The sequence below is a fragment of the Stenotrophomonas sp. 107298_Sma genome, from assembly GCF_056480345.1.
Genome location: NZ_CM151094.1, coordinates 1,106,390 through 1,131,458, shown reverse-complemented (window position 1 = coordinate 1,131,458; position 25,069 = coordinate 1,106,390). Strand labels below are relative to the sequence as shown.

At 67.1% G+C, this 25,069-nt stretch carries 29 protein-coding genes; 16 read left to right on the top strand and 13 right to left on the bottom strand.

The window, feature by feature from the left end:
- The first annotated feature begins 18 nt into the window (after positions 1 to 18).
- The 9 genes from ACZK2G_RS05390 to ACZK2G_RS05350 all read left to right on the top strand — a co-directional run bounded on the left by ACZK2G_RS05390 (position 19) and on the right by ACZK2G_RS05350 (position 7,910).
- A complete protein-coding gene (locus ACZK2G_RS05390; RefSeq protein WP_136638886.1) occupies positions 19 to 471 on the top strand; it encodes a PTS sugar transporter subunit IIA in 453 nt (150 codons plus the stop codon).
- Positions 468 to 1,418 carry an HPr(Ser) kinase/phosphatase gene (hprK, locus tag ACZK2G_RS05385; RefSeq protein WP_004147299.1) on the top strand — a complete coding sequence of 317 codons (951 nt, stop codon included), beginning with the start codon at positions 468 to 470 and terminating at the stop codon, positions 1,416 to 1,418. Before ACZK2G_RS05390 ends, hprK begins: the two co-directional genes overlap by 4 nt.
- Before the next feature lie 27 nt (positions 1,419 to 1,445).
- Positions 1,446 to 2,330 carry an RNase adapter RapZ gene (gene rapZ, locus ACZK2G_RS05380; RefSeq protein ID WP_136638887.1) on the top strand — a complete coding sequence of 295 codons (885 nt, stop codon included), beginning with the start codon at positions 1,446 to 1,448 and terminating at the stop codon, positions 2,328 to 2,330.
- A gap of 408 nt (positions 2,331 to 2,738) precedes the next feature.
- Positions 2,739 to 3,131, top strand: a complete 393-nt coding sequence (locus tag ACZK2G_RS05375; RefSeq protein ID WP_012510282.1) for a PTS sugar transporter subunit IIA — start codon at positions 2,739 to 2,741, stop codon at positions 3,129 to 3,131.
- A complete protein-coding gene (locus ACZK2G_RS05370; protein ID WP_046983647.1) occupies positions 3,124 to 3,393 on the top strand; it encodes an HPr family phosphocarrier protein in 270 nt (89 codons plus the stop codon). The genes ACZK2G_RS05375 and ACZK2G_RS05370 overlap by 8 nt, the downstream gene beginning before the upstream one ends.
- A 2-nt stretch (positions 3,394 to 3,395) precedes the next feature.
- Positions 3,396 to 5,165, top strand: a complete 1,770-nt coding sequence (gene ptsP, locus ACZK2G_RS05365) for a phosphoenolpyruvate--protein phosphotransferase (RefSeq protein WP_478474869.1) — start codon at positions 3,396 to 3,398, stop codon at positions 5,163 to 5,165.
- 187 nt (positions 5,166 to 5,352) lie between these two features.
- Complete coding sequence (gene mgtE, locus ACZK2G_RS05360) at positions 5,353 to 6,714, top strand: magnesium transporter (protein ID WP_046983645.1); 1,362 nt, start codon at positions 5,353 to 5,355, stop codon at positions 6,712 to 6,714.
- Positions 6,715 to 6,775: 61 nt separating this feature from the next.
- On the top strand, positions 6,776 to 7,042 hold the full coding sequence (locus ACZK2G_RS05355; protein ID WP_046983644.1) for a hypothetical protein: 267 nt from the start codon (positions 6,776 to 6,778) through the stop codon (positions 7,040 to 7,042).
- A 70-nt stretch (positions 7,043 to 7,112) separates the two neighbouring features.
- Positions 7,113 to 7,910 carry a carboxylesterase family protein gene (locus ACZK2G_RS05350; RefSeq protein ID WP_046983643.1) on the top strand — a complete coding sequence of 266 codons (798 nt, stop codon included), beginning with the start codon at positions 7,113 to 7,115 and terminating at the stop codon, positions 7,908 to 7,910.
- Between the two features lie 102 nt (positions 7,911 to 8,012).
- Here the strand turns inward: ACZK2G_RS05350 and ACZK2G_RS05345 are convergent, their stop codons facing one another.
- From ACZK2G_RS05345 to ACZK2G_RS05330, 4 genes are all read right to left on the bottom strand, one after another.
- Complete coding sequence (locus ACZK2G_RS05345) at positions 8,013 to 8,504, bottom strand: REP-associated tyrosine transposase (protein WP_136638890.1); 492 nt, start codon at positions 8,502 to 8,504, stop codon at positions 8,013 to 8,015.
- Positions 8,505 to 8,639: 135 nt separating this feature from the next.
- Positions 8,640 to 9,590 carry an aspartate carbamoyltransferase catalytic subunit gene (locus ACZK2G_RS05340; protein ID WP_478474866.1) on the bottom strand — a complete coding sequence of 317 codons (951 nt, stop codon included), beginning with the start codon at positions 9,588 to 9,590 and terminating at the stop codon, positions 8,640 to 8,642.
- A 15-nt stretch (positions 9,591 to 9,605) separates the two neighbouring features.
- The gene (ruvX, locus tag ACZK2G_RS05335; protein ID WP_478474865.1) at positions 9,606 to 10,100 is read right to left on the bottom strand and encodes a Holliday junction resolvase RuvX; all 495 of its coding nucleotides are present in this window, start codon (positions 10,098 to 10,100) and stop codon (positions 9,606 to 9,608) included.
- The gene (locus tag ACZK2G_RS05330; RefSeq protein WP_046983640.1) at positions 10,093 to 10,659 is read right to left on the bottom strand and encodes a YqgE/AlgH family protein; all 567 of its coding nucleotides are present in this window, start codon (positions 10,657 to 10,659) and stop codon (positions 10,093 to 10,095) included. The genes ruvX and ACZK2G_RS05330 overlap by 8 nt, the downstream gene beginning before the upstream one ends.
- Before the next feature lie 91 nt (positions 10,660 to 10,750).
- Here ACZK2G_RS05330 and ACZK2G_RS05325 point away from each other — a divergent pair, with 91 nt between their 5' ends.
- Both ACZK2G_RS05325 and ACZK2G_RS05320 read left to right on the top strand, forming a co-directional pair.
- Positions 10,751 to 12,538 carry a DUF4153 domain-containing protein gene (locus tag ACZK2G_RS05325; protein WP_478474864.1) on the top strand — a complete coding sequence of 596 codons (1,788 nt, stop codon included), beginning with the start codon at positions 10,751 to 10,753 and terminating at the stop codon, positions 12,536 to 12,538.
- Complete coding sequence (locus ACZK2G_RS05320) at positions 12,535 to 13,077, top strand: DNA-3-methyladenine glycosylase I (RefSeq protein ID WP_046983638.1); 543 nt, start codon at positions 12,535 to 12,537, stop codon at positions 13,075 to 13,077. The genes ACZK2G_RS05325 and ACZK2G_RS05320 overlap by 4 nt, the downstream gene beginning before the upstream one ends.
- Positions 13,078 to 13,151: 74 nt before the next feature.
- Here the strand turns inward: ACZK2G_RS05320 and ACZK2G_RS05315 are convergent, their stop codons facing one another.
- The 3 genes from ACZK2G_RS05315 to ACZK2G_RS05305 form a co-directional block, all read right to left on the bottom strand.
- Positions 13,152 to 13,859: a YitT family protein gene (locus tag ACZK2G_RS05315; protein ID WP_012510275.1), complete on the bottom strand. Its 708-nt coding sequence runs from the start codon at positions 13,857 to 13,859 to the stop codon at positions 13,152 to 13,154.
- 93 nt (positions 13,860 to 13,952) lie between these two features.
- Positions 13,953 to 14,402, bottom strand: coding sequence for a GNAT family N-acetyltransferase (locus ACZK2G_RS05310; RefSeq protein ID WP_046987979.1), 450 nt, complete (start codon positions 14,400 to 14,402; stop codon positions 13,953 to 13,955).
- A 96-nt stretch (positions 14,403 to 14,498) separates the two neighbouring features.
- Positions 14,499 to 14,708, bottom strand: a complete 210-nt coding sequence (locus tag ACZK2G_RS05305; RefSeq protein ID WP_088481050.1) for a DUF4287 domain-containing protein — start codon at positions 14,706 to 14,708, stop codon at positions 14,499 to 14,501.
- Positions 14,709 to 14,801: 93 nt separating this feature from the next.
- On the opposite strand from ACZK2G_RS05305, the gene ACZK2G_RS05300 reads away from it, so the two are divergent.
- Positions 14,802 to 15,701, top strand: coding sequence for a LysR family transcriptional regulator (locus ACZK2G_RS05300; protein ID WP_046987978.1), 900 nt, complete (start codon positions 14,802 to 14,804; stop codon positions 15,699 to 15,701).
- Between the two features lie 71 nt (positions 15,702 to 15,772).
- Here the strand turns inward: ACZK2G_RS05300 and ACZK2G_RS05295 are convergent, their stop codons facing one another.
- The 4 genes from ACZK2G_RS05295 to ACZK2G_RS05280 all read right to left on the bottom strand — a co-directional run bounded on the left by ACZK2G_RS05295 (position 15,773) and on the right by ACZK2G_RS05280 (position 19,895).
- Complete coding sequence (locus ACZK2G_RS05295) at positions 15,773 to 16,756, bottom strand: aldo/keto reductase (protein WP_478474862.1); 984 nt, start codon at positions 16,754 to 16,756, stop codon at positions 15,773 to 15,775.
- Between the two features lie 110 nt (positions 16,757 to 16,866).
- Positions 16,867 to 17,544 carry a hypothetical protein gene (locus tag ACZK2G_RS05290; protein WP_169050812.1) on the bottom strand — a complete coding sequence of 226 codons (678 nt, stop codon included), beginning with the start codon at positions 17,542 to 17,544 and terminating at the stop codon, positions 16,867 to 16,869.
- A gap of 86 nt (positions 17,545 to 17,630) precedes the next feature.
- Positions 17,631 to 18,773 (bottom strand): PilT/PilU family type 4a pilus ATPase, encoded by a 1,143-nt coding sequence (locus ACZK2G_RS05285; protein WP_005408369.1) that lies wholly within the window; start codon positions 18,771 to 18,773, stop codon positions 17,631 to 17,633.
- An 84-nt stretch (positions 18,774 to 18,857) separates the two neighbouring features.
- Entirely contained in the window at positions 18,858 to 19,895 is a 1,038-nt protein-coding gene (locus tag ACZK2G_RS05280; protein WP_004147099.1) for a type IV pilus twitching motility protein PilT, read from the bottom strand.
- 87 nt (positions 19,896 to 19,982) lie between these two features.
- Between ACZK2G_RS05280 and ACZK2G_RS05275 the strand changes: the two genes are divergently transcribed.
- Both ACZK2G_RS05275 and proC read left to right on the top strand, forming a co-directional pair.
- Entirely contained in the window at positions 19,983 to 20,660 is a 678-nt protein-coding gene (locus ACZK2G_RS05275) for a YggS family pyridoxal phosphate-dependent enzyme (RefSeq protein WP_295382330.1), read from the top strand.
- Between the two features lie 18 nt (positions 20,661 to 20,678).
- A complete protein-coding gene (proC, locus tag ACZK2G_RS05270; protein ID WP_478474861.1) occupies positions 20,679 to 21,500 on the top strand; it encodes a pyrroline-5-carboxylate reductase in 822 nt (273 codons plus the stop codon).
- Between the two features lie 46 nt (positions 21,501 to 21,546).
- Here proC and ACZK2G_RS05265 read toward each other — a convergent pair whose 3' ends face one another.
- Positions 21,547 to 22,422: a LysR family transcriptional regulator gene (locus ACZK2G_RS05265; protein WP_046982745.1), complete on the bottom strand. Its 876-nt coding sequence runs from the start codon at positions 22,420 to 22,422 to the stop codon at positions 21,547 to 21,549.
- Positions 22,423 to 22,521: 99 nt separating this feature from the next.
- Here ACZK2G_RS05265 and ACZK2G_RS05260 point away from each other — a divergent pair, with 99 nt between their 5' ends.
- Positions 22,522 to 23,124, top strand: coding sequence for a short chain dehydrogenase (locus ACZK2G_RS05260; protein ID WP_046982746.1), 603 nt, complete (start codon positions 22,522 to 22,524; stop codon positions 23,122 to 23,124).
- A 50-nt stretch (positions 23,125 to 23,174) separates the two neighbouring features.
- Here the strand turns inward: ACZK2G_RS05260 and soxR are convergent, their stop codons facing one another.
- Entirely contained in the window at positions 23,175 to 23,609 is a 435-nt protein-coding gene (gene soxR, locus ACZK2G_RS05255) for a redox-sensitive transcriptional activator SoxR (RefSeq protein WP_046982747.1), read from the bottom strand.
- Positions 23,610 to 23,638: 29 nt separating this feature from the next.
- Between soxR and ACZK2G_RS05250 the strand changes: the two genes are divergently transcribed.
- Complete coding sequence (locus tag ACZK2G_RS05250; RefSeq protein ID WP_478474860.1) at positions 23,639 to 25,060, top strand: MFS transporter; 1,422 nt, start codon at positions 23,639 to 23,641, stop codon at positions 25,058 to 25,060.
- Positions 25,061 to 25,069 lie beyond the last annotated feature (9 nt).

The window sequence follows — 25,069 nt, the reverse complement described above, 5'->3', positions numbered from 1 at the left end:
CCACCGTTCCCCGCAGACATGCCCCTGACTGACCTCCTGGCGGCCGTGCAGACCCAGCTCTGCACGGCCACCGACCGCGACAGCGTCCTGAAGGCCGCCGCCGGGTTGCTGGCCTGCCGCCAGGCCAACGCTGAACAGATCTACCTGAACCTGTGCCAGCGCGAAGCGCTGGGCAGCACTGCGATCGGCCACGGTATCGCCATCCCCCACGGCCGCGCGCCGACCCTGGACCGCCCCCGTGGCGCGCTGCTGCGGCTGGCCACCCCGGTCGACTTCGGTGGCGATGAGCCGGTGGACCTGGTGTTCGCGATGGCCGTCCCTTCCCACTACACCCACCAGCACCTGATGCTGCTGTCCGAGCTGGCCGAGCTGTTCTCGACGCCCGCCATCCGCGATGCCCTGCGCGCGGCCGGCGATGCGCGGGCCCTGCGCCAGGCCCTGGAGCTGACCCCACCTGCGAGCGCCGCATGAATACCAGCATCACCGCCCGTGAACTGTTCGAACAGCAGCGCGAGCGGTTGGGGTTGCGCTGGGCCGCAGGCAAGTCCGGCGAGAAGCGTGAGCTGGAGGCTGGCAACACGGTGTCGCGTCGCCCTTCGCTGGCCGGATACCTCAATGCGATCTATCCCAACAAGGTGCAGATCCTCGGTACCGAGGAACTGTCCTGGCTGGACGCGCTGGAACCACGCCAGCGCTGGGAAACCATCGAAAAGATCATGCAGTCGCATCCGCTGGCGCTGGTGCTGACCCGCAACCAGCCGTGCCCGGAAGACCTGCGCGCGGCCGCCGATGAATCCGGCACGCCGCTGTGGTTGTCACCCAAGCGCGGCCACGAACTGCTCAACCATCTGTCCTACCACCTGGCCCGGACGCTGGCGCCGCGGGTGATCCTGCATGGCGTGTTCATGGAGATCTACTCCATCGGCGTGCTGATCACCGGTGAAGCGGGATCAGGCAAGAGCGAGCTGGCCCTGGAACTGCTCAGCCGCGGTCACCGCCTGGTGGCCGACGACGCCCCCGAGTTCACTCAGATCGCCCCCGACGTGCTCGATGGCACCTGCCCGGAACTGCTGCAGGACCTGCTGGAAGTGCGCGGGCTGGGCGTGCTGAACGTGCGCGAGATGTTCGGCGACACGGCTGTAAAGAAGAACAAGTACCTTCGGCTGATCGTCCACCTGACCAAGCCGATGACCGAACCCACCCCACATGGCTACGAGCGCCTGACCGGCGATTCGGGCACCCGCCATGTGCTGGACCTGGATGTTCCGCTGATCACCCTGCCGGTGATGCCCGGCCGCAACCTGGCCGTGCTGACCGAGGCGGCCACCCGCCTGCACATCCTTCGCACCAAGGGGATCGACCCGGCGGCCATGTTCATCGCCCGCCACAGCAACCTGCTGGAACGGCGAACACCCTGATTCCCCCGTCCCTCGAAGAGCCTGTCCATGAGCACCGCAATCCCCTCCGCCCCGACCCTGATCATCGTCAGCGGCCTGTCCGGCTCGGGTAAATCCGTCGCCCTGAAGACCTTCGAGGACCAGGACTACTACTGCTCGGACAATCTGCCGATCAACCTGCTGCCCGATTTCGTGCGCAGCCTGCTGGCCAACCATGACGGCAGTGCTCCGCGCCGCCTGGCGGTGGGCATCGACGTGCGCGGCCAGTCCGACCTGAGCCAGCTGGACAACTGGCGGCAGCTGGCCACCGATGCCGGCGTGGAAGTGAAGGTGCTGTTCTTCGAAGCCAGCGACGAAGCGGTGCTCAAGCGCTATGCCGACACCCGCCGTCGCCACCCGTTGAGCCAGTTGGGCCTGTCCCTGCCCGAAGCGATTGCCCGCGAGCGCGAGCTGACCGCGCCGTTGCGCCGCGAAGCCGATGCGGTGATCGACACCAGCGCGCTCAACGTGCACCAATTGCGGCGGCGGATCATCACCGAGTTCGCACTGGACCACGCCACGCGCCTGTCGCTGCTGTTCGAATCGTTCGCCTACAAGCGCGGCGTGCCGGCCGAGGCGGACTTCGTGTTCGACGCGCGCGTGCTGCCCAATCCGCACTGGGATCCGGACCTGCGCGCACTGAGTGGCCGCGAACCGGGCGTACGTGATTACCTGGAAGCGCAACCGGACGTGCAGCGCTACCTGGCCCAGCTGATGGACTTCCTCGATACCTGGCTGCCGAAGCTGGGGGATGGCACGCGCAGCTACGTGACCGTGGCGTTTGGCTGCACCGGCGGCAAGCACCGCTCGGTGTTCCTGGCCGAGCGCATGGCCCGGCATGCCCGCGAGATGGGCTGGGAAGACGTGGCGACCTACCACCGCGAACAGGATTGAGGGGGGTCGGCCGGGCTGCGCCCGGCACCCGCAGAAGCCACGGCAACGTCAACGGCAAGAGCCGGATTACGTGGGATGGCGGGGTGGGTCCGGTTGCGGGGGACGCCGTAAACCCATCCATGGGGGCTTGGCCGCGGCATCCATGCCGCGGACACCCCCGCAACCGGACCCGCCCCGCCCCGCCCCGCCTCTGACAGATTCCGGGTGCTGTTGGTGGGTGTCGACCTTGGTCGACACGGTAGATCCACGCCATGCGTGGATGAATCTCTGTCAGGCATCGAAAAAACGGATGGAGTCGGATCCCTTTTCAACGGAAAAGGGCTCTGACCCGAGCAACACTGAATACGGGACACTGTGCCCCTCTCCTGCTGCTATCGCCAATTCACCTTGACCTGTTAACGTGCAGTAATGACCTGTGGCATTCTCCTCGTAACACATCCCGGGGTCGGGACCGCCCTGCTTGACGTGGCGACCCGGCTCCTGCGGCAGTTGCCGCTGAAAACAGAAGCTTTCGAAGTACCGTTCGACGCAGACCTGGACGCCCTGCTTCCGCTCGCCTCGGCCGCCCTGCGGCGGGTCGATGGGGGAAATGGCGTGCTGATCCTGACCGACCTGTACGGTGCCAGCCCCGCCAACCTTGCCGGGCAGCTGGCCCGGCTGGGGACCCCGGTTCGCCGGGTGTCGGCGCTGAGCCTGCCGATGTTGCTGCGGGTGATGAATTATCCGGAACAGGGACTGGATCAACTGCCCGCCACAGCCGCGGCGGGTACCCGTAATGGAGCGATAGTCGACGATGCTTGAACGAGAACTCACCGTCAGCAACCGCCTGGGCCTGCATGCCCGGGCCACCGCCAAGCTGGTGCAGACCCTGGCGCCGTTCCGCTGCAACGTGACCATGGCCGCCAAGGGCCGTGAGATCAACGCCAAGAGCATCATGGGCGTGATGCTGCTGGCCGCCGGCCAGGGCACCCCAGTCACCGTGCGGATCAACGGCGAGGACGAAGCCGCCGCGATGGAGGCGGTGGTAGGCCTGTTCGAGCGCCGCTTCGACGAGGACAACTGAGCGTGCCACGCGCACGCGCCGGTCAGGTCAGTTCCGGCCAACGGCCGGTACAGCTGCTGGCCGGCCATGGTGCGGCCCGTGGCACCGCGATGGGCCGCGCCCGGGTGCGCCTGCCGCATGCACTGGAGGTTGCCGAGCAACGGGTCGCCGTCCACCAGGTCGAGGCCGAACTGGCCCGCCTGCACCGTGCCGTGGATGCCGCACGCACGGAAATGCACGAGCTGCGACAGCGCCTGCAGGGTGCACTGAACCAGGAAGTGGGTGAGTTCCTCGACCTGCATGCACTGCTGCTGGACGACCCCGAGCTGCTGTTCGGGCTGGACGAGCTGATCCGCAGCGGCCCCTACAGCGCCGGCTATGCGCTGCGCCTGCAGCGTGACCGCCTGGCCAAGGTCTTCGATGGCATGGACGATGCCTATCTGAAGAGCCGCATGGACGACCTCGACCATGTGATCGGCCGCATCCACGCCTTCCTGCAGCCCGAGCGGCCGCCAGCGATGAAAGGCCTGGCCGGTGAAATCCTGGTCTGCGACAACATCGCGCCCTCCGAGCTTGCCCAGTTGCAGGCGCAGGGCGTGGTCGGCATCGTCACCGCCGCCGGCAGCGCGCTGTCGCACAGTGCGATCCTGGCGCGCAGCCTGCACCTGCCCTTGATCGTCAACGTGCCGCAGCTGCTCAGCCGCATCGCCGATGGCGACGTGCTGATCATCGACGGCGCCGACGGCAGCATCACCGCCAACCCGCAGGCCGACAACCTGCGCGATTACCGTGCACGGCTGAAAGAGCACGCACGCGAGCAGCGCGAACTTGGCCGCCTGCGCAGCAAGCCCAGCCGCACCCGCGACCAGGTCGACATTGCTCTGCTGGCAAATGCCGAATCGCTGGAGGACGTGACCCAGGCGCATGCGCTGGGCGCACACGGGCTGGGCCTGTACCGCACCGAATTCCTGTTCCTGCAGCGCAACGAGCTGCCGGACGAAGAAGAACAGTTCCAGACCTACCGTGATGCCGCACTGGGCATGAGCGGGCGACCGGTGACCATCCGCACCCTCGACCTCGGTGCGGACAAGGCCGATCGCACCGGCCTGACCCTGAGCAACGAGGAAAACCCGGCACTGGGCCTGCGCGGCGTGCGCCTGTCGTTGGCGCGGCCGAAGGTGGCCGATACCCAGCTGCGCGCGATCCTGCGCGCCTCGGCCTACGGCAAGCTGCGCGTGCTGGTGCCGATGGTCAGTACCCGCGAGGAACTGCTGGCGGTGCGCCGGCGCATGCTCAAGCTGACCGAACAGCTGCGCGGCGAAGGCCACATGGTGTCCGACCATGTGCCGTTGGGGGCAATGATCGAGGTACCGGCCGCTGCGCTGGCGCTGGAGAGCTTCATCGATCTGGCCGACTTCCTGTCGATCGGCACCAACGACCTGGTGCAGTACCTGCTGGCGGCCGATCGCAACAACGAAGCGTTGGGCGAACTGTACTCGCCGCTGCATCCGGCGGTGCTGCGGCTGCTGCAGATGGTGATCGAGACCGGCGTGCGCCATCGCATCCCGGTGGCGGTGTGTGGCGAGATCGCCGGCGATGCACGGATGACCCCACTGCTGCTGGCGCTGGGCCTGACCGAATTCAGCCTGCACCCCGGCACCCTGCTGGAAGTACGCCGCGCGATCCGCGACGCCGACCTGGGCGCACTGCGCGCACGAGCTCCCAAGCTGCTTGCCGCCCGCGACCGCCGTGCCATCGAGCGCTGGCTGGCGCTGGTGGCGGATACGGCCTGATACCACCCGCTCGCCGGGCATGCACGCTTGGGGTCAGATCCCATTTCCGCGGGAAAAGGGATCTGACCCCGTCTCGTCGCCGCCGGGGTATCCGGTGAAACATCCCCTTGCGATAATGACGCGCTGAACACCCCTGTTGCCGCATCCTTGCCGGGATCGCGGCTTTTCTTATCCCGCGGGAGCTGCGATGGCTGAGGCTGTACGCCACGACAAGACTGCGCGCCAGTTGCGGATGCTGTCCGATGCGCTGGACAGCGGCCGACTGGGCCCGGTGCGCCGCCTGGTCAATACCCTGGCGCCGGCCGAGATCGGCAACCTGCTCGAATCGCTGCCGCCCGGCAAACGCGAGATCGTCTGGGGCCTGGTCGATCCGGAAGATGACGGCGAGGTGCTGGTCCACGTCGGCGACGACGTGCGCGAAAGCCTGCTCGCCGACATGGACCCGGACGAGATCATCGCCGCGGTCGAAGACCTGGACATCGACGATCTGGCCGATCTGGTCGAGGATCTGCCGGACACGGTCATCGACGAAGTCCTCAAGTCGATGGACCGCGAGAACCGCGAGCGCCTGGAGCAGGTGCTGTCCTACCCCGAGGACAGCGCCGGCCGCCTGATGAACCCGGACGTGGTGACCGTGCGCGCCGACGTCAACGTCGACGTGGTGCTGCGCTACCTGCGCCTGCGCGGCGAACTGCCCGACCACACCGATCACCTGTTCGTGGTCAGCCGTCGCCACCAGTACCTGGGCCGGGTTTCACTGGCCTCGCTGGTGACCCATGAGGACACCACGCCGATCAACCGCCTGATCGACGATGAGCAACCGGCGATCGATGTCGGCGAGAGCGACCAGGAAGTGGCGCGGCAGTTCTCCGACCATGACTGGATCTCCGCGCCGGTGGTGGATGACAACAACATCCTGATCGGCCGCATCACCATCGATGACGTGGTCGACATCATCCGTGGCCAGGCCGAGCACCAGGCGCTGGGCGCCGCCGGCCTGGACGAGGACGAGGATCTGTTCAGCCCGGTCTGGCGCGCGATGCGCCGACGCCTGATGTGGCTGTCGGTGAACCTGTGCACCGCCTTCCTCGCCTCCAGCGTGGTCGGCCATTTCGAAGGCACCATCGACAAGCTGGTGGCGCTGGCGGTACTGATGCCGATCGTTGCCGGCCTCGGCGGCAACGCCGGCACCCAGGTACTGGCGCTGATGGTGCGTGGCCTGGCGTTGGGCCAGGTCGGCAGTTCCAACGCACGCACGCTGTTGTGGAAGGAAGTACGGGTGGCCCTGCTCAACGGCGTGGTGCTCGGCTCGATACTGGGCCTGATCGTACTCGCCTGGTTCCATTCGCCTGGCCTGTCGGCGGTGATCGCCATCGCGCTGACCTGCAACCTGCTGTTCGCCGCGTTGGCCGGCGTGCTGGTGCCACTGACGCTGAAACGCTTCGGCTTCGACCCGGCGCTGGCCAGCGGCATCTTCCTGACCGCCGTGACCGACTCGATGGGCTTCTTCACCTTCCTCGGCCTGGCCACCCTGGTGCTGCTGCACTGACCGTATCAAGGGTCGGATCCCCGCCGCGCGGGGCGCTGACCCGATCCCCACTGGAACACCCATGGCAACGACGATCGAAAATTACTTCCAGCCCGGCTGGCGCGACCAGCAGTACACCTGCACGGCCTGCGAATGGAAGGGCAGCTCGCGCGCCATGGTGATGGAGTTGGACGAAGACGCCACCGAGTACGACTGCCCGGTCTGCGAGAACCCGCTGCTGGTGGTGCTGCATCCGGACATGGCGCAGGTGCAGGCAGCCGCCGCCGAAGGCAATACCGAAGCACAGGAGCAGCTGGACATCATCGCCAGCTTCCCGCGCCCGGAGTGACGCAGCGCACGATGCCAGGCTGATCGCGGCGGACTACGATGCAGACGATCCTGCCGCTACGGGAAAGCCCATGGTCCGTTCGCTGTCGCGCTGGCTGCCACTGCTGGCCATTCTGACGATGACCGCTTGCACATCGCTTCCAGACAGCGCGCGCGGGCGCTTCGAAGCCCGCGCGGTGAAGGTGGATGGCGAGACCGCCTACTACCAGGTGTTCATTCCGGCCGGCGTGCAGGCCGCCGCTCCCACCAACCTTCCGGTCATCCTGTTCCTGCACGGCTCCGGCGAACGCGGCAGCGATGGTGTCAAACAGACCTACTCGGGACTGGGCCCCTATCTGCGCGAGCACCCCGACTTCCCTGCGCTGGTGGTGTTCCCGCAGGTGCCAGGACACGAGGAATGGAGCAGCCACAACAACCGTGTCGCGCTGGCGGCACTCGATGCAGCGATCGCCGAATTCGGCGCCGACCCGGCACGGCAATACCTGACCGGCATGTCGATGGGCGGCTACGGCAGCTGGAACATCGCCCTGGACGACCCACGCCGTTTTGCTGCGATCGTGCCGGTGTGCGGTGCCGTGCTGGCACCGCGTGCGAAGCGGCCGACCCTGTTCGTCGAGCAGGTCGCGCAGGAAACCGATCCGTATGCCGTGATCGCGCAGCGCTTGCAGCACACGCCGATCTGGATCTTCCACGGCGCGCTGGACGACGTGGTGCCACCGGACGACGACCGCAGGCTGCACGTCGCATTCCAAAGCGCCAACGCACGCGATGTGCGCTACACCGAATACCCCGAAGGCAACCACAACGCCTGGGACGCCACGTATGCGGATCCCACGATGTGGGCATGGTTGTTCGCGCAGAAGCGCTGAACCCCAACTCATGGTAGCTGCCAACCTTGGTTGGAGCCTGGTTTTGGTAGGTACCCACTAAGGTTGGAACCTGCTTTCGGTGGGTGCCAACCTTGGTTGGCACTATCTGTCCGCCCCCATAAACTCCGCCTTGGCACAGGAACCTTCGAGTTCCCACCCACACCACGCATGCGGGTACTCGCCAAGCTGCGTTGCCAGCCCCGCCCTGATCGGATTCGCCATCAAATACATTGCATGCCGGAACAGCGATTCATCAGAGCGGATCGCGTGATCGTGATAGCAGGACTGCCAGAAGCGCCCCACCCTGCCCAGTACCCTGTTTGCGTGCACGGCCGTACGCGACTTGAAGCGCCTCATGACAACGTCGAGCGATGCCGCGCGCAGCTGCATCAACCAGTGGACGTGATCCGGCATGACAACGTAGGCGATCGAATGGGTCAGACCTTCCAGATCCAGACGCTGGAACTCCTGCATGGCGGTAACCGCAACGGCGTCATTGGCGAACAGAGCCGCCCGGCCATCCACGTTCGTGGTGAGGATGTAGCTCTGGCCGATACGGGAATGACGGCCTAGCAGGAGGCGGGTGCTGTTCATGCAGAAGAGCATGGGCGGGCGCATGTTCCTTGAACATCGGGAAATCACCTTCGCCCGGGTAGGCCAATGCCAACCAAGGTTGGCACCCACCACACCAGCAGTACCAACCAAGGTTGACACCTACCAGAGCGGGGGTCAGCCCAGCAGGGTTTCCAGCACCGCCATGCGCACGGCGACGCCGTTGGCGACCTGGCGCAGCACCCACGACTGCGGGCCGTCGGCCACCTCGTCGGTGACTTCCACGCCGCGGTTGATCGGGCCCGGGTGCAGCACCGCTGCGTCCTTACCGGCGCGGGCCAGGCGTTCGTTGGTCAGGCCGTACTGCGCGTGGTATTGCTCCAGCGACGGCACCAGGCCTTCTTCCATGCGCTCGCGCTGCAGGCGCAGCATCATCAGCGCGTCGACGCCTTCCAGCATCGCGTCGAAATCATCACCGACCACGCAGCCCTTCAGGGTCTCGTCATCCGGCAGCAGCGACTGCGGGCCGCACACGCGGATCTCGCCCACGCCCAGCGTACGCAGCGCATGCAGGTCGGTGCGGGCCACGCGCGAATGCTTCACGTCGCCGACGATCACCACCTTCATCTTCGAGAAATCCGGGCCCTTGGCCTGGCGCAGGGTCAGCATGTCGAGCAGGCCCTGGGTCGGGTGCGCGCTGCGCCCGTCACCGGCGTTGATCAGTGCAGTGCCCTCGCCCGCCGCTTCGGCCAGTGCGGCCACGGCGCCGTCATCCGGGTGGCGCACCACGAAGCCGCGCACGCCCATCGCTTCCAGGTTGCGCAGCGTGTCGCAGGCGGTTTCGCCCTTGCGCGTGGACGAGGTCGAGGCATCGAAGTTGAGCACATCGGCGCCCAGTCGCTGCGCCGCCAGCTGGAACGAACTGCGGGTGCGCGTGGACGGCTCGAAAAACAGCGTGCATACCGCCGAACCGGCCAGCACCTGGCGCTTGTTGCCGACGCGGCCGACTGCGGCATCGCGGATCTGACCTGCACGGTCAAGCAGCTGCAGCAGGGTCTCGCGCGGCAGGCCCTCCAGGGTCAACAGGTGGCGCAGGCGTCCGGAGGCATCGATTTGCTGGGCGGTCATGGCGGTGTCGGGCAGTCAGGGAATGGGAGTGGCGTCGTCCGGCGACGACAGCCAGCGGTCGATGATCACCGCCGCGGCCACCGCATCGAGGGCGGCCGCATCACGGCGGCGCTTGCGCCCTTCGGCGCGCTCGACAGCGAAGCGGCGTGCGGCCTCGACCGAGCTGGAACGCTCGTCGATCATCACCACCGGCAGCTTGAAACGTTCCCGCAGCTGGCGGGCAAAGCCCCGCGCCCGCTTGCGGTTGGGCTGGTCCTGGCCGTCCAGCGTGAGCGGATCGCCCACTACAAGGCCATCGGGCTTCCATTCCTTGATCAGGCGTTCGATCGCGGTCCAGTCCGGGCCGTTGCCGTGCACATCGACCACGGCCACCGCGCGCGCATGCGCAGCGAAGGCACTGCCGATGGCTACGCCGATACGCCGCGAGCCGACATCGAAACCCAGAACGGTGCCGTCACGGCGGATGGCCGGAGCAGAAGAAACCGGTGCGGGCGCCGCCGGCTCAGACATGGCCGCTGTAGTCGGTCAGGCGGAACAGGTCCACGCCGATGCGCGAGGCCGCGCCCTGCCAGCGCTGCTCCAGCGGCAGCTGGAACACCAGCTCGGCGTCGGCCGGTACGGTCAGCCAGCTGTTCTCGGACAGTTCGCTTTCCAGCTGCCCTGCGCCCCAACCGGCACAGCCGAGGGTGACCACAGCATTGGCCGGGCCTTCGCCACGTGCCATCGCTTCGAGGATGTCGCGCGAGGTGGTCAGGTACAGGCCTTCACCCACGATCAGGCTGGAATCCCATGCCCGCGCATCGTCATGGATGACGAAGCCACGTTCGGGATGCACCGGGCCGCCGTTAAGCACCATGCGCGCCTGCAGGTCGCCATCAACGGTGGTGATGTCCATCTGTGCCAGCACTTCGCCCAGCGTGTACTCGGAAGGCTGGTTGACCAGCACGCCCATCGCACCGTTCTCGTCGTGCTGGCAGATCAGCGCGACGCTGCGGGCGAAGGTCGCGTCGAGCAGCGAGGGCAGCGCGACGAGCAGGTGATCGGCAAGGGAAGTCGGCGTAACAGGCATGCCCCCATTCTACCTGCTGGGGGCGGGATGGTCGCGCGATGGACGCGTGCGGCGATCGGCTAGGATGGTGCTTTGCCATGGAAGGTCGTCGATGCAGTCTTCATCGCCCCTGACCCTGCCGGCACGCAGCGCCATCGTTCTGATCGCGCTGCTGCAGGGCCTGATGCTGTATGCCGCGCAGGAGCTGTCCGATGCGTGGCCGTTCCGCGATATCGGCTGGCGCTACTGCTGGTACGCCTGGGTGCTGGCCATTCCCAGCGCGGTGGCGCTGAGCCTGGTCGAGCTGGGCCAGCGCCGCCTGTGGCTGCAGGCCGCGCTCGGCTCGGCGGTGGTGCTGGCGCTGGCCGCCTGGATCGGCTGGAACCTCAACGGCGAGACCGCGCTGGATTCGGGCGCGCTGCAGTTCCCGCTGACCCTGGGCATGGCCGTGGCGGTGTTCGTGGCTCTGCCCTGGTGGCAGTTCCAGCTGCAGCACGGGCATTGGCGCGCCAGCTATCCGGAGCTGTTCGAGCGTGCCTGGCAGAACGGCCTGACCCTGGCCCTGGCGGCGCTGTTCACCGGGCTGACCTGGCTGCTGCTGTGGCTGTGGGCGGCCCTGTTCCAGCTGCTGGACGTGACCTTCTTCCGCGACCTGTTCCGGCAGGACGCGTTCATCGCGCTGGCCACCGGCAGCCTGGCCGGGTTCGGTGTGCTGATCGGGCGCACCCAGCACCGCGCGATCCAGATCACCCGCCAGGTGCTGTTCGCGATCTGTCGCGGGCTGCTGCCGCTGCTCTCGTTCATCGCCGTGCTGTTCGTGCTGAGCCTGCCGCTGACCGGGCTGGAACCGCTGTGGAAGACCCGTTCGGCCGCCAGCCTGCTGCTGGTGCTGTCGCTGCTGCTGGTGTCGTTCACCAATGCGGTCTACCAGCAGGGAGACGACACCGCGCCCTACCCCGTCGTGCTGCGCCGGCTGGTCGAGGCCAGCCTGCTGGCGCTGCCGGTCTATGCGGTGCTGGCGCTGTATGCACTGGGCCTGCGCGTGGTGCAGTACGGCTGGACCCTGGACCGCTTCTGGGCGGTGCTGATCGCGTTGGCCGTGGCCGGCTATGCGCTGGGCTACGCGCTGGCGGTAGTGCGCCGGCAGGGCCGCTGGCTGCAGACGCTGGAGCCGATCAACCGTTGGATGTGCTGGGCCGTGCTGGCACTGGCATTGCTGGGCAACTCGCCGCTGCTGGACCCGGTGCGGCTGACCCTGTCCAGCCAGTTGGCACGGCTGCGTGCAGACCCGCCGGCGATCACCAGCAGCGACGTCAACGTACTGCGCTTCGACCTCGGCCGCCGCGGCGTGCAGGCGCTGCGCGGACTGCAGGACGATCCGGCGATCCGCGCCGATGCCAACGCGCCGCAGGTGATCGCCGATGCGCTGGCACGCACCTCACGCTGGGACAGCGGCACCCGCCTGGACAAGGGCCCGCAGGATGTCGCCGCCCTGCAGCGCGCGCTGAAGCTGGCCAAGGGATCCACCTCGCCGCCCGCCGACTGGTGGCAGGCGCTGGCCACGCGCGCGATCAACGGCGAATCCTGTGCCGAGAGCGAGCGTGACTGCCTGATCGTGCATCGCGACCTGGATGGCGACGGCAGCACCGAGGTGCTGCTGTGCGAGCTGTACACCCACCGTGGGCCGGACTGCGTGCTGTACGCACGTGGCAGGGATGCCCAGTGGTACCGGGCCGGTTCGCTGTTCGGCACCGTCAGCGGCCAAGCCGAGACGATCAACCAGGCCCTGCGTGACGGCAAACTCACGCTTGTGCCACCGCGCTGGCCGATGCTGTCCATCGGCGGGCGCCCCGCGCTGGCCATCGATCCCGAACCCGAATCCAACGAGTCTTCCCCATGAGCGGCTACTGCCTCATCGCCCCGGGTCATCCGGTGCACGACTACTACCACGCCAACGAGTACGGCTTTCCGCAGCGTGAGGAGCGCGAGCTGTTCGAGCGGCTGGTGCTGGAAATCAACCAGGCCGGGCTGAGCTGGGAGACGATCCTGAAGAAGCGCGAGGGCTTCCGCTCGGCCTATGACGGCTTCGATGTGGATCGGGTTGCAGCCTACGCCGAGCAGGACATCGAGCGGCTGCTGTCGGACGGGGGCATCATCCGCAACCGGCTGAAGGTGCTGGCGGCGATCCACAACGCGCAGGTGATCCAGCAGCTGCGGGCCAGCCACGGCAGCTTCGCGGGCTGGCTGGACGCGCACCATCCGCGCAGCAAGGCCGACTGGGTGAAGCTGTTCAAGAAGACGTTCCGCTTCACCGGCGGTGAGATCACCGGCGAGTTCCTGATGAGCCTGGGCTACCTGCCCGGTGCGCACGCCGAGGACTGCCCGGTGCACGCGCGGCTGCTGAAGCTGTCGCCGCCGTGGTTGCAGGCCTCCCGGTAGTGCCGGCCGCTGGCCGGCAGCCTCCGGAATGCTGCAGGTGTTGCCGGCCAGCGGCCGGCACTACCGTCGAATCGTCACACGCCCATGTAACGGCCCGGGCGGTGGTTGAACATCAGCACCAGGCTGAGCACCACCGCGCCGATGGCCGAGTACAACACCTTCGACGGCGACAGCACGAAGAACGCAGCCACCATCAGGCAGGCGTCGTAGGACATCTGCACCTTGCCGGCGCTCCAGCCACGGGTGCGCTGCAGGTACACGGCAAGAATGCCGATGCCGCCGAGGCTGGCGCGGTGGCGGATGAAGAACAGGATGCCCAGGCCAGACAACGCACCACCGACGATCGCCGAATACAGCGGGTTGATGTGCGAGAAATCGATCCAGCGCGGCAGCAGGTCGGTCAGCACGCCACAGGCGGTGACCGCGGCGAAGGTCTTCAGGGTGAATTCCCAGCCCATGCGCCGCAGCGCCACCCAGTAGAACGGCAGGTTGACCAGCACGAACACCAGGCCGAAGTTCCAGCCCATCGAGTAGTGCAGCAGGAAGGCCATGCCGGCCATGCCGCCGATCATCAGCCCACCTTTGGCGAAGATGGCCAGGCCCAGCGAGGCCACCATCGTGGCCAGCACCATGCCCTGCACGTCCTCGGCAATCGAGTGGCGCAGCGCTTTTTCGTCGGCGGTGGTGCCGGCGCTGTCGGGCGGTGGGGTCAGCGGACCAGCGGTGACCAGGTGGCCGTCAGCGTCGTCGCACGGCGCGGAGCCATGGGCGGGAAGGGACATACGGGCGGGGGAACAGCAGGTGGGGAGCGATATTAGACACGATCTGCATGACAGTTGCAGATGAAATCGTTCAGCTGCGCTCGTCCATTCAGGTTATTTCGGAGGCGTCACCGGCAGCACGGCCAGCATGTCCTCGCCATCATCGTCCATGCCGGTCTCTACGAAACCGAAGCTGCCATAGAAGGCTCCCGCCACCGGATTGTGCGGGTTGTAGCAGATCTCGATCTCGACCAGGCCGGGCGTATCCCGGATCTGCTCCAGCGCCAGTTCCAGCGCGCGGCGCCCGATGCCACGCCCCTGCCAGCGCTGATCGACCATGAAGCGCCATATCGAGATGCGCTGCGGCGTCTCCGGCACCCACATGAAGAATCCGACCAGCTCGCCGTCGGCCTGGATGGCACGGGTCTGGAAGCCGGGATGGAACGCGGCCTGCACCAGCGACCAGGTGTTGCCGGCGACGAAATCCTGCTGCGCCTCACTGACGTCGAGATCGCACACGGCTTCGTAGTTGTCGACGGTGATCGCGTCCAGCGTGACCTGCATATGGGCGTCCTGCCTCGGGATGAACGCCCAGTCTGCCTGACTCTGGATGCCGTGTGGCCTGACCCCACACGACCGTTCAGCGCAGCGTTGCCTGCCTCATCCCTTCCCGGCCAGATGGTGCGCCACCAGCGCGTTGGCGTGGCCATGGCCCAGCCCATGCTCGCTTTTCAGGAAACTGACCAGCTCCATGTGTTTCAGGCCAGGCTGCTTCGCCAGCAGCCCGAACCAGTGCGCCACCGGCTGCCCGTAGGTCTTCTCGATGGAGGGAAAGTACGAGGCCGGGCCCTTGGGCTTTTCAGTGCTCATGCGGAAGCTCCTTGCGATGGATGTACCGGTACGACGAACCGGGGAGCAGGAAATCGACAGATCCGTTCAATCCGGGAGCCGTATCATCCCGTCATGCCCCGTGAAAACCTCAATGACCTGCAGGCCTTCGTCCACGTCGCCCGCGAGGGCAGCTTCACCAGGGCCGCCGCCCAGCTGGGCGTTTCACAGTCCGCACTCAGCCATGCCATGCGCGGCCTGGAAGAGCGACTCGGCGTGCGCCTGCTGACCCGTACCACCCGCAGCGTGTCCACCACCGAGGCTGGAGCCCGCCTGCTCGAGACCCTCGCTCCGCGCCTGGCCGAGATCGAGGACGAACTGGCCGCGTTGGCCGAGTACCGCGACCGACCAGCCGGCACCATCCGCATCAATGCCACCGGCCATGCCGCCGAGTACATCGCCTGGCCGCGGCTGGCGCCATTGCTGCAGCAGTATCCGGACCTGAAGGTGGAACTGGCTGCCGACTACGGGTTGGCCGACATCGTCGCCGAGCGCTACGACATCGGCATCCGCCTCGGCGAACGGCTGGCGCGCGACATGGTCGCCGTGCCGGTCAGCCCGCCACTGCGCATGCGCGTGGTCGGTGCACCCAGCTACTTCCGCCAGCACGTGGTGCCACGGCATCCGGACGAGCTGGCAGATCACAACTGCGTCACCCTGCGCCTGCCCACGCATGGCGGGCTGATGCCGTGGGATTTCGGCCAGGACGGCAACGAACTGAGCGTGCGCGTGAGCGGACAGTGGATCTTCAACAGCATGGGCATGACCCGTGCTGCCGCATTGGCCGGCAGCGGCCTGGCCTGGCTGCCGGAAGACCAGGTGCAGCCGATGCTGGACGATGGCCGCCTGCAGTCGGTGCTGGACGACTGGTGCCCGCACTTCGATGGCTATTACGCGTACTACCCGTCGCGCCGCCATGTCACCGTGGCGATGCGGACGGTGCTTGACGCACTGCGTGGGCCGATGGCTGGATGAGCTGAGGAGTGCGGACCAACGGCCCGCACCCACTTCCGTCCGCACCCACCAGAGGCAAGATGGCCCGGCGGTCAGCCCTTGGCCTGCGCGGCGCGCTGCGCGTTGTAGCGCTCGCCGACGATGGAGATTTCCTCCAACGTCTGCGCGATGCGCTGCAGCTCTTCCGGTGCCAGCTGCAGGTCGGCCGCACCCAGGTTCTCTTCCAGGCGATGGATCTTGGTGGTGCCCGGAATCGGCACGATCCACGGCGCCTGCGCCAGCAGCCAGGCCAGCGCCACCTGCGCCGGACTCGCGCCACGTGCTGCAGCAATCGTACTGATACGGTCGACCAGCGCCTGGTTGGCACGACGCGCCTCCACTTCGAAACGCGGCACGGTGTTGCGGAAGTCGTTGGCGTCGAAGGTCGTAGCGGCGTTGATCGCGCCGGTCAGGAAGCCACGCCCCAGCGGGCTGAACGGCACGAAGCCGATGCCCAGTTCCTGCAGCGTCGGCAGCAGCTCGCGCTCCGGCTCACGCCACCACAGCGAGTACTCGCTCTGCACGGCGGCGACCGGCTGCACCGCATGCGCACGGCGCACTGTGGCGGCACTGGCCTCGGACAGGCCGAAGTGGCCGACCTTGCCTTCGGCGATCAGGTCGCGCACGGTGCCAGCGACATCTTCGATCGGCACGTTGGGATCGACGCGGTGCTGGTAGAACAGGTCGATATGGTCGGTGCGCAGGCGCTTGAGGCTGGCTTCGGCCACCGCACGGATGTTCTCGGGACGGCTGTCCAGCCCGGTATCGACGCGCGCATCCTTGAAGCCGAACTTGGTGGCGATCACCAGCCTGTCGCGGTATGGCGCCAGCGCCTCGCCGAGCAGATCTTCGTTGGTGTAGGGGCCGTACACTTCGGCGGTGTCGAAGAAGGTCACGCCGCGCTCGACGGCGGCGTGCAGCAGAGCGATGCCCTGGCTGCGCTCCACCGGTTGGCCGTAGCCATGGCTCAGGCCCATGCAGCCCAGGCCGAGGGCGGAAACCTTCAGGCCACTGCGGCCGAGTTCACGTGTCTGCATCGTCGTGCTCCAGAGGGGGAGCGCTGACGATACGCCTGCAGCAGGTGAGGATTGAACCGACTGGATGGCAGTCGGTCATGACTGGAATTCATCAATCGGCAGCACGCCGGTCATTCCATGGCCTGCAGCGTGTCAGTGCAACCCGCCAGTTCCACCATCATCCTGCCAGTGTTGCGGAACGCCGGATCCCGCGGCACCCATCGCGCGAACCAGCGTTGTTGGCCGTCCACCACGGACTCGAAAATCCACGATGAGCCATCAAGCCCAGCGCTCGAGTCTTCGCCCTGCAACAGCGCAAACGCGGCGGCGATGGCCTTCCATTCCTCCGCACTCAGCGCGCGCGGTGGAGAGCACGTACCGCCCTTGATGACGGTGGATGGACGCCCGGGTGACGATCCGGGAATCTCGAAATCGCGCACACTGCGCCCGACGATCCACGCCTGGCCCGCTGCATTGCGCTGGGCGCGTACTACCACGCCCGGGAAGAATGGGGTATGCCAGACGAAGCGATACGCCTGGACCGGTACGCTGCCACAGCGGAACGACGGCTCCGGCAAGCCATCGAGATCCCGCAACGCGTCTCTGTAGGATGCCCTCGCAAACCCGGTGAAATCGAGGAACGGAAGCGGGTCCCTGCTACGCCTCTGTGCAGGCGGTGGCAGCAGATACCAGGCATGCGCCTGCGGATCGTCGCAGTCCTCGGCCGGGGCAGCCGGTTCGGGGGTACGGGCACAGCCGGCCTGCAGCAGCACGGCGATGGCCAGTATCACGCTCACAGTCGCACGCATGCAGGCCTCCCTGGCAGGTTCACGCCGGCGTGCATCCGGCGCTGTAGTCATCCCGGAGCAGAGGGCGCCCGCAGGCGCCCGTCCGGTCATCGGATCTCGGAAATCTCCACGCCATCCAGCCCCTGCGACAGGGTGCGGGCATCGCCGCCCTGGCTGAGCTTGATGCGCAGGCGCACTTCGTTCTGCGAATCGGCGTAGCGCAGCGCGTCCTCGTAGCTGATCTCGCCAGCCTGGTAAAGCTCGAACAGGCTCTGGTCGAAGGTCTTCATGCCCAGCTGGACCGAATCCTTCATCACTTCCTTCAGCTTGTGGATCTCGCCGTCGCGGATGTAGTCCTGCACCAGCGGCGTGCCCAGCAGGATCTCCATCGCCACCTTGCGCGAACGGCCATCGGGCGACGGCACCAGCTGCTGCGCAACCACACCCTTGAGGTTCAACGACAGGTCCATCAGCAACTGGTTGCGACGGTCTTCCGGGAAGAAGTTGACGATGCGGTCCATCGCCTGGTTGGCGTTGTTGGCATGCAGGGTGCACAGCACCAGGTGGCCGGTTTCCGCGAACGCGATGGCGTGGTCCATGCCCTCGCGGGTACGCACCTCGCCGATCATGATCACGTCCGGCGCCTGGCGCAGGGTGTTCTTCAGCGCTGCTTCCCAGCTGTCGGTATCGATGCCGACCTCGCGCTGGGTGATGATGCAGCCCTCGTGCTTGTGCACGAACTCGATCGGATCTTCGATGGTGATGATGTGGCCGGTCGAGTTCTGGTTGCGGTAGCCGATCATCGCCGCCAGCGAGGTCGATTTACCGGTACCGGTGGCGCCGACGAACAGGATGATGCCGCGCTTGGTCATCGCCAGCGTCTTGATGATCGGCGGCAGGCTCAGTTCTTCCACCGTCGGAATGCGCGTCTCGATACGACGCAGCACCATGCCCACCTGGTTGCGCTGGTAGAAGCAGCTGACACGGAAGCGGCCGACACCGGACAGGCCGATGGCGAAGTTGCACTCGTGGGTCTTCTCGAATTCCTCGCGCTGCGCCGGGGTCATCACGTTCAGCACCAGATCGCGGCTCTGCTGCGGGGTCAGTGGTGTCTGCGTGATCGGCGAGATCTTGCCGTTGACCTTCATCGCCGGCGGCATGCCTGCGGTGATGAACAGGTCCGAGGCGCGCTGGTGCGCCATCAGCTTGAGGAACGATGTGAAATCGATGGTGGTGGCAGTGGTGTTCACGAAAGGCTCCAGGAATCGGTCGGTGGAGGGAACATCGCGGGGACAGCCGCGCCTTGCTGCGCGCTGCCCCGCCATTGCCTCGCCTTACTCGAACAGACGCTTGTCCTTGGCGTACTCGCGGGCCTGGTTGCGGGTGATCAGGCTGCGCTTGACCAGGTCCTGCAGGTGCTGGTCCAGGGTCATCATGCCGTACTGCTGGCCGGTCTGGATGGCCGAATACATCTGCGCCACCTTGTCCTCGCGGATCAGGTTGCGGATGGCCGGGGTGCCGACCATGATTTCCCACGCAGCGGTACGACCGCCGCCGACCTTCTTCAGCAGCGCCTGCGAGATCACTGCACGCAGCGACTCGGACAGCATCGAACGCACCATCGGCTTTTCGCCGGCCGGGAACACGTCGATGATGCGGTCGATGGTCTTGGCGGCCGAACTGGTGTGCAGGGTGCCGAACACCAGGTGGCCGGTTTCCGCCGCGGTCAGCGCCAGACGGATGGTTTCCAGGTCACGAAGTTCGCCGACCAGGATGATGTCCGGATCCTCACGCAGTGCCGAGCGCAGCGCTTCGTTGAAGCCATGCGTGTCGCGGTGCACTTCGCGCTGGTTGATCAGGCACTTCTGCGAGGTGTGCACGAATTCGATCGGATCCTCGACGGTGAGGATGTGGCCGTATTCGTTCTTGTTGATGTAGTCGATCATCGCCGCCAGCGTGGTCGACTTGCCCGAACCGGTCGGGCCGGTGACCAGGATCAGGCCCTGCGGCTGCTGGATCACTTCGCGGAACAACGGCGGGCAGGCCAGGTCCTCGAGGGTCAGCACTTCGGACGGAATGGTACGGAACACCGCACCAGCGCCGCGGTTCTGGTTGAACGCATTGACACGGAAGCGCGCCAGCGACGGGATCTCGAAGGAGAAGTCCACTTCGAGGAATTCCTCGTAATCGCGGCGCTGCTTGTCGGACATGATGTCGTACACCAGCGCATGGACCTGCTTGTGGTCCAGGGCTGGGATGTTGATCCGGCGAACGTCGCCGTCCACGCGGATCATCGGCGGCAGGCCTGCAGACAGATGCAGGTCGGACGCTTTGTTCTTTACGGAAAACGCCAACAGCTCGGCGATATCCATGAGCGGCTACTCCCCAATAACGGCTTCGACTGGAAGGATCTTTCCCCGGGCGGCAGTATAGCCTCCTGATTCAACGGAACGCGTTACGTGGCCACTCCCCTGCCCCAGATCCTGAGCAACCTGCATGCCGCCGCCGAGGCCGCTGGCAGGCCCGATCCACGCCTGCTGGCGGTGTCCAAGACCCAGCCGGCCGAGGCCGTGGCCGCGCTGGCCGCACAGGGCCAGCACGCCTTCGGCGAGAACTACGTGCAGGAAGCACTGGCCAAGATGCAGGTGCTGCAGCACCTGGAACTGGAATGGCACCTGATCGGCCACCTGCAGTCGAACAAGGCCGAGGCCGTGGCCAGCCACTTCGACTGGGTACAGAGCGTGGACCGGCCCAAGCTGGTGACCGCACTGGCACGCCATCGCCCGGCCGCGCGCGGCCCGCTGAACGTGCTGGTCCAGGTCAACATCGACGATGAGTCCAGCAAACACGGCTGCGCGCCGGAGGCGGTGGACGCATTGGCCACTGCGATCGCCGCCGAACCCCAGCTGCGCCTGCGTGGCCTGATGGCGATTCCCGCGCCGTGGCCCGAGGCCGAGCGCCGCCGGGATGCATTCGTGCGCATGCGCACACTTTTCCAGTCGCTGGCTGCCCAGCACGCGCACGTCGACACGCTGTCGATGGGCATGAGCAGCGACTACGCCGAGGCCATCGCCGAGGGCGCCACCCTGGTGCGCATCGGCACCGCTCTGTTCGGCGCGCGCCCGCGCCCGGCCTGATATTCCAAGGAGACTTCCATGGCAGCTGATTCCATCACCTTCATCGGCGGCGGCAACATGGCCCGCAGCCTGATCGCCGGCCTGATCCGCCAGGGCGTACCCGCCGCGCACATCCACGTGGCCGAACCGGTGGCCGCATTGCGCGAGTCACTGGCCACCGATTTCGGCGTACAGGTGCACGACAACGCCGCAGATGCTGCCACACAGGGCAATACTTGGCTGCTGGCGGTGAAGCCGCAGGTACTGCGCGATGTGTGCCAGTCGCTGCAGGCGCTGGCGCAGGCGAACCGGCCGCTGGTGGTGTCCATTGCCGCCGGCATCACCAGCGCCCAGCTGGAACGCTGGCTGGGCGGCAACCTGCCGGTGGTGCGCGCGATGCCAAACACCCCGGCCCTGCTCGGCGCCGGTGTGACCGGGCTGTACGCCACGCCATCAGTGGATGCGCAGCAGCACGCGCGCGCCGAACAGGTACTGGCCAGTGCCGGGCGCACGGTGTGGATCGATAGTGAGGCGCTGATGGATTCGGTGACTGCTGTATCCGGCAGCGGGCCGGCCTATGTGTTCCTGCTGGCCGAAGCGATGGAAGCAGCGGGTATCGCCCAGGGCCTGCCTGCAGAAGCAGCGCGCACGCTGGTGGTGCAGACACTGCTGGGTGCTTCGCGCATGCTCGATGAAGCCGGCGAAAGCCCGGCCGAACTGCGCCGCCGAGTGACCTCGCCGAACGGCACCACCCAGGCGGCGATCCAGAGCTTCCAGGCCGGTGGTTTCGAGGCGCTGGTGGACACGGCGCTGCGCGCCGCGCAGGTGCGTGGGCAGGAGCTGTCTGCGGCGAATGATTGATCCAGGTCGGTGCCGACCAACGGTCGGCAACCACCCACGCTTGTGATCAGTCCGCCAATGTGGCCATGACGAAATCGACGAAGCACTGCAGGCGCGGACGCGGCCGTCGATCCGGCAGGTAGATCAGGTGCATCGGCCGCGGTTCCGGCAGGTAGTCGCGCAGCAGGGGCTTCAACCGCCCGGCCGCGATCTCGCCGGCCAGCAGCGCGGTCGGTTGCAGCACCAGCCCTGCGCCGGCCACGGCGGCCTCGCGCAGTGCAACACCATCGTTGCAGGTCAGCCGCGCCTCCCAATCAACCTGTTCACCGTTGGCCAGCTGCCAACCATGGCCGCCGCGCCAGGCCAAATGGCTCAGGCAGTCATGCCCGACCAGATCCCCAGGGGTGTGCGGCGTACCACGCCGACGCAGGTAGGACGGTGCCGCGCACAGGCTCATCGCGTACGGCGGCAACGGCCGCGCCACCACTTCCTGTGACGGCAGCGGCCCAACGCGGATTGCCACGTCGAAGCCGTCCTCGATCAGGTCCACGCGGCGGTTGCTCAGGTCCAGCTCGATGTTCAACTGCGGCTGCGCGCGCAGCAGGCCGGCAAGCTGCGGCGCCAGCACGCAGCTGCCCCAGGTAGTCGGCGCGCTGACCCGCAGCAGGCCACGTGGCTGCACCTGCAGGCCGGCGACATCGGCCTCGGCCTGCTGCACCTGCTCCAGCACCTGCCGGCACCCGGCCAGGTAGGCGCTGCCGGCTTCGGTCAGGCGCTGGCGGCGGGTGTTCCGTTGCAGCAGCGCGGCCCCCAGGTGCGCCTCCAGCTGCTGGATGTACTTGCCCACCATCACCGCCGAAACCTGCAGCTGATTGGCGGCGCCAGTGAAGCTGCCGCGCTCGGCCACCGCGACGAAGGCCTGCATGCAGCGAAGCGTATCCATTGCTAACCCTTAGTTAGGAATCTTCGAAGCATACGCCCCTTACCGAACCCATATGTGAGGGCGCAGACTGCGCTCATCCCCCTCTCGCAAGGAACCGCCATGAAGATTCTCCTTGTGGGTGCCAGCGGCACCCTCGGCCAGGCAGTCGCGCGCCAGCTTGGCCAGCAGCACCAGATCCTGACCGCCGGCCGCAACAGCGGCGATCTGCGCGTCGACCTGACCGACGACGCCAGCGTCGCCGAACTGTTCGCGCGCACCGGCCCGGTCGATGCGGTGATCTCCACCGCCGGCAAGCTGCACTTCGGCCCCCTGCAGGACATGACGCCCGAGCAGTTCAACGTCGGCCTGCAGGACAAACTGCTGGGCCAGGTGCGGCTGGCACTGACCGCGCAGCACCATCTCAGCGCCGGGGGCTCGATCACCCTGACCAGCGGCATCGTCAGCGCACAGCCGATCAGAGATGGCGCCAACGCCACCTCGGTGAATGCCGCGCTGGAAGGCTTCGTGCGTGCCGCTGCGCTGGAACTGCTGCCGCGCGGCCTGCGCATCAACGTGGTCAGCCCGAACGTGCTGATCGAATCGATGGCCGCCTACGGGCCCTACTTCCCCGGCTTTGAAGCGGTGAGCGCACAGCGCGCGGCACTGGCCTTCCAGCGCGCGGTGGAAGGCATCCAGAGCGGCGAGACGATCACGGTCTGGTGATCCGCCGGGCATGGCCCGGCGCTACCCGGAGCCGGGCCCTTTCCCGTGCGTCATTCCCAGCGCATCGGGCCGTCACCGCGTTCGCCGAGGACGTCCCCCGGGTTGGCCAGGCGGCAGTGCTGCAGCGACAGGCAGCCACAGCCGATGCAGCCGGTGAGTTCGTCGCGCAGCAGCTGCAGCATGTGGATGCGCTCCTCCAGTTCGGTGCGCCAGCGTGCGGACAGCTTGGCCCAGTCGGACTTGGTCGGTGCGCGGCCCTCGGGCAGGCTTTCAAAAGCGCGGCCAACGGCTTCCAGTGGCATGCCCACCCGCTGCGCCACGCGGATCACGGCCAGCCGGCGCAGCACGTCACGGCTGTAGCGGCGCTGGTTGCCCGAGGTGCGCAGGCTGCTGATCAGCCCCTTGCGCTCATAGAAATGCAGCGCGGAAATGGCCACGCCACTGCGCTGGGATACCTCGCCAACGCTCAGATCCTGGGACACCATTGCTTGACCTCAACTGCAGTTGAGGTGTCATGCTGCTATCTTCGCCGCCAGTTGACAAGCACGGCCCGCACCTGACCCGTATGACCCCCACTGCCTCTTCCATCGACGCCAGCACGTCGGCCGACACTTCGATCCTGTCAGCACGCTACCGCGCCACCACCGTCGGCATGGTCGCGCTGGTCGCGCTGCACGCCTTCGAGGCGTTGGCGGTAGCCGCAGCCATGCCAACCGTAGCCGAGGCGCTGGATGGCCTGCGCCTGTATGCACTTGCGTTCGGTGGAACGCTGGCCACCAGCGTGATCGGCATGACCCTGGCCGGGCGCTGGGCCGACCGCCAGGGGCCGGCGCGGCCGCTGTGGTATGGGCTGGCCTGCTTCGTGCTGGGCCTGCTGCTGGCCGGCTTCGCGATGCGCATGGGCATGCTGGTGGCGGGCCGACTGCTGCAGGGCCTGGGCGCAGGGGCGATCTCGGTGTCGCTGTATGTGATGGTCGGGCGCAGCTACCCCGAGCACCTGCGGCCAAAGGTATTTGCCGCGTTCTCCGCAGGCTGGGTAGTGCCGTCGATGATCGGCCCGGCACTGAGCGGCCTGATCGTGCAGCACCTCGGCTGGCGTTGGGTGTTCCTGGCGGTGCCGCTGCTGGCGGTCCCGGCCGCGCTGCTGCTGCGCCCGGCACTGGCACGCATGCAATCCACTGATGCTGCCAGCAGCGACGATGGACGCGGCAACGTGGTGCGCTGGGCCGGCGGTGCCTCGCTGGCGGCCCTGCTGCTGTACTTCGGTGGCCAGCAACGCGGCGTGCCGGCCCTGCTCTGCATCGGCGTGGCGCTGCTGGCGCTGCTGTTCTGCGTGCACCGCCTGTTGCCAGCCGGCACGTTGCTGCTGCGCCGCGGCCTGCCCAGCGTGATCGCCCTGCGCGGCATCGCTGCAGCAGCATTCTTCGCCTGCGAGGCCTACCTGCCACTGCTGTTGCAGCGCGAGCGCGGACTCTCGCCCAGCTGGGCCGGTGCCGTGCTCAGCCTCGGTGCGCTGGGCTGGTTCGCGGGCTCCTGGCTGCAGGGCCATCAACAGCGCGGATGGTCGCGCCAGCAGCTGCTCCGCGTGGGCACGCCGCTGATGACGATCGGTATCGCCGCCACCCTGGCGGTGCTGTTCAATGCGGTGCCGTTGCCGGTCGCACTGGTCGGCTGGGCGTTGACCGGCTTCGGCATGGGCATGATCTACGCCAGCCTGTCGGTGCTGACGCTTTCGCTGTCGGCGCCGCATGAGCAGGGCGCCAACACCTCGGCGCTGCAGCTGAGCGAAGCGTTGTCGGTGACCACCGCACTGGCGGTGTCCGGTGCGCTGTTCGCGTTGTTCGTGGAAACCGCACCACACACCGGCTACTTGCTGTGCCTGGTGATTACCTTCGGCCTGGCACTGCTGGCCACGGTGATCGCGCGGCGGGTGTAGCGCCGCCGG

Excerpts from the sequence above, each read along its gene's own strand:
- ACZK2G_RS05305 (WP_088481050.1), bottom strand. The coding sequence starts at position 14,708 with ATGAGCACTGAAAAGCCCAAGGGCCCGGCCTCGTACTTTCCCTCCATC.
- ACZK2G_RS05375 (WP_012510282.1), top strand. The coding sequence starts at position 2,739 with ATGACCTGTGGCATTCTCCTCGTAACACATCCCGGGGTCGGGACCGCC.
- ACZK2G_RS05370 (WP_046983647.1), top strand. The coding sequence starts at position 3,124 with ATGCTTGAACGAGAACTCACCGTCAGCAACCGCCTGGGCCTGCATGCC.
- ACZK2G_RS05265 (WP_046982745.1), bottom strand. The coding sequence starts at position 22,422 with ATGGATACGCTTCGCTGCATGCAGGCCTTCGTCGCGGTGGCCGAGCGC.
- ACZK2G_RS05355 (WP_046983644.1), top strand. The coding sequence starts at position 6,776 with ATGGCAACGACGATCGAAAATTACTTCCAGCCCGGCTGGCGCGACCAG.
- hprK (WP_004147299.1), top strand. The coding sequence starts at position 468 with ATGAATACCAGCATCACCGCCCGTGAACTGTTCGAACAGCAGCGCGAG.
- ACZK2G_RS05250 (WP_478474860.1), top strand. The coding sequence starts at position 23,639 with ATGCTGCTATCTTCGCCGCCAGTTGACAAGCACGGCCCGCACCTGACC.
- soxR (WP_046982747.1), bottom strand. The coding sequence starts at position 23,609 with ATGGTGTCCCAGGATCTGAGCGTTGGCGAGGTATCCCAGCGCAGTGGC.
- ACZK2G_RS05295 (WP_478474862.1), bottom strand. The coding sequence starts at position 16,756 with ATGCAGACACGTGAACTCGGCCGCAGTGGCCTGAAGGTTTCCGCCCTC.
- mgtE (WP_046983645.1), top strand. The coding sequence starts at position 5,353 with ATGGCTGAGGCTGTACGCCACGACAAGACTGCGCGCCAGTTGCGGATG.
- ACZK2G_RS05330 (WP_046983640.1), bottom strand. The coding sequence starts at position 10,659 with ATGCCTGTTACGCCGACTTCCCTTGCCGATCACCTGCTCGTCGCGCTG.
- ACZK2G_RS05320 (WP_046983638.1), top strand. The coding sequence starts at position 12,535 with ATGAGCGGCTACTGCCTCATCGCCCCGGGTCATCCGGTGCACGACTAC.
- ACZK2G_RS05280 (WP_004147099.1), bottom strand. The coding sequence starts at position 19,895 with ATGGATATCGCCGAGCTGTTGGCGTTTTCCGTAAAGAACAAAGCGTCC.
- ACZK2G_RS05390 (WP_136638886.1), top strand. The coding sequence starts at position 19 with ATGCCCCTGACTGACCTCCTGGCGGCCGTGCAGACCCAGCTCTGCACG.
- ACZK2G_RS05345 (WP_136638890.1), bottom strand. The coding sequence starts at position 8,504 with ATGAACAGCACCCGCCTCCTGCTAGGCCGTCATTCCCGTATCGGCCAG.
- ACZK2G_RS05300 (WP_046987978.1), top strand. The coding sequence starts at position 14,802 with ATGCCCCGTGAAAACCTCAATGACCTGCAGGCCTTCGTCCACGTCGCC.
- ACZK2G_RS05350 (WP_046983643.1), top strand. The coding sequence starts at position 7,113 with ATGGTCCGTTCGCTGTCGCGCTGGCTGCCACTGCTGGCCATTCTGACG.
- rapZ (WP_136638887.1), top strand. The coding sequence starts at position 1,446 with ATGAGCACCGCAATCCCCTCCGCCCCGACCCTGATCATCGTCAGCGGC.
- ACZK2G_RS05310 (WP_046987979.1), bottom strand. The coding sequence starts at position 14,402 with ATGCAGGTCACGCTGGACGCGATCACCGTCGACAACTACGAAGCCGTG.
- ACZK2G_RS05325 (WP_478474864.1), top strand. The coding sequence starts at position 10,751 with ATGCAGTCTTCATCGCCCCTGACCCTGCCGGCACGCAGCGCCATCGTT.
- ACZK2G_RS05260 (WP_046982746.1), top strand. The coding sequence starts at position 22,522 with ATGAAGATTCTCCTTGTGGGTGCCAGCGGCACCCTCGGCCAGGCAGTC.
- ACZK2G_RS05315 (WP_012510275.1), bottom strand. The coding sequence starts at position 13,859 with ATGTCCCTTCCCGCCCATGGCTCCGCGCCGTGCGACGACGCTGACGGC.
- ruvX (WP_478474865.1), bottom strand. The coding sequence starts at position 10,100 with ATGTCTGAGCCGGCGGCGCCCGCACCGGTTTCTTCTGCTCCGGCCATC.
- ACZK2G_RS05290 (WP_169050812.1), bottom strand. The coding sequence starts at position 17,544 with ATGCGTGCGACTGTGAGCGTGATACTGGCCATCGCCGTGCTGCTGCAG.
- ACZK2G_RS05340 (WP_478474866.1), bottom strand. The coding sequence starts at position 9,590 with ATGACCGCCCAGCAAATCGATGCCTCCGGACGCCTGCGCCACCTGTTG.
- proC (WP_478474861.1), top strand. The coding sequence starts at position 20,679 with ATGGCAGCTGATTCCATCACCTTCATCGGCGGCGGCAACATGGCCCGC.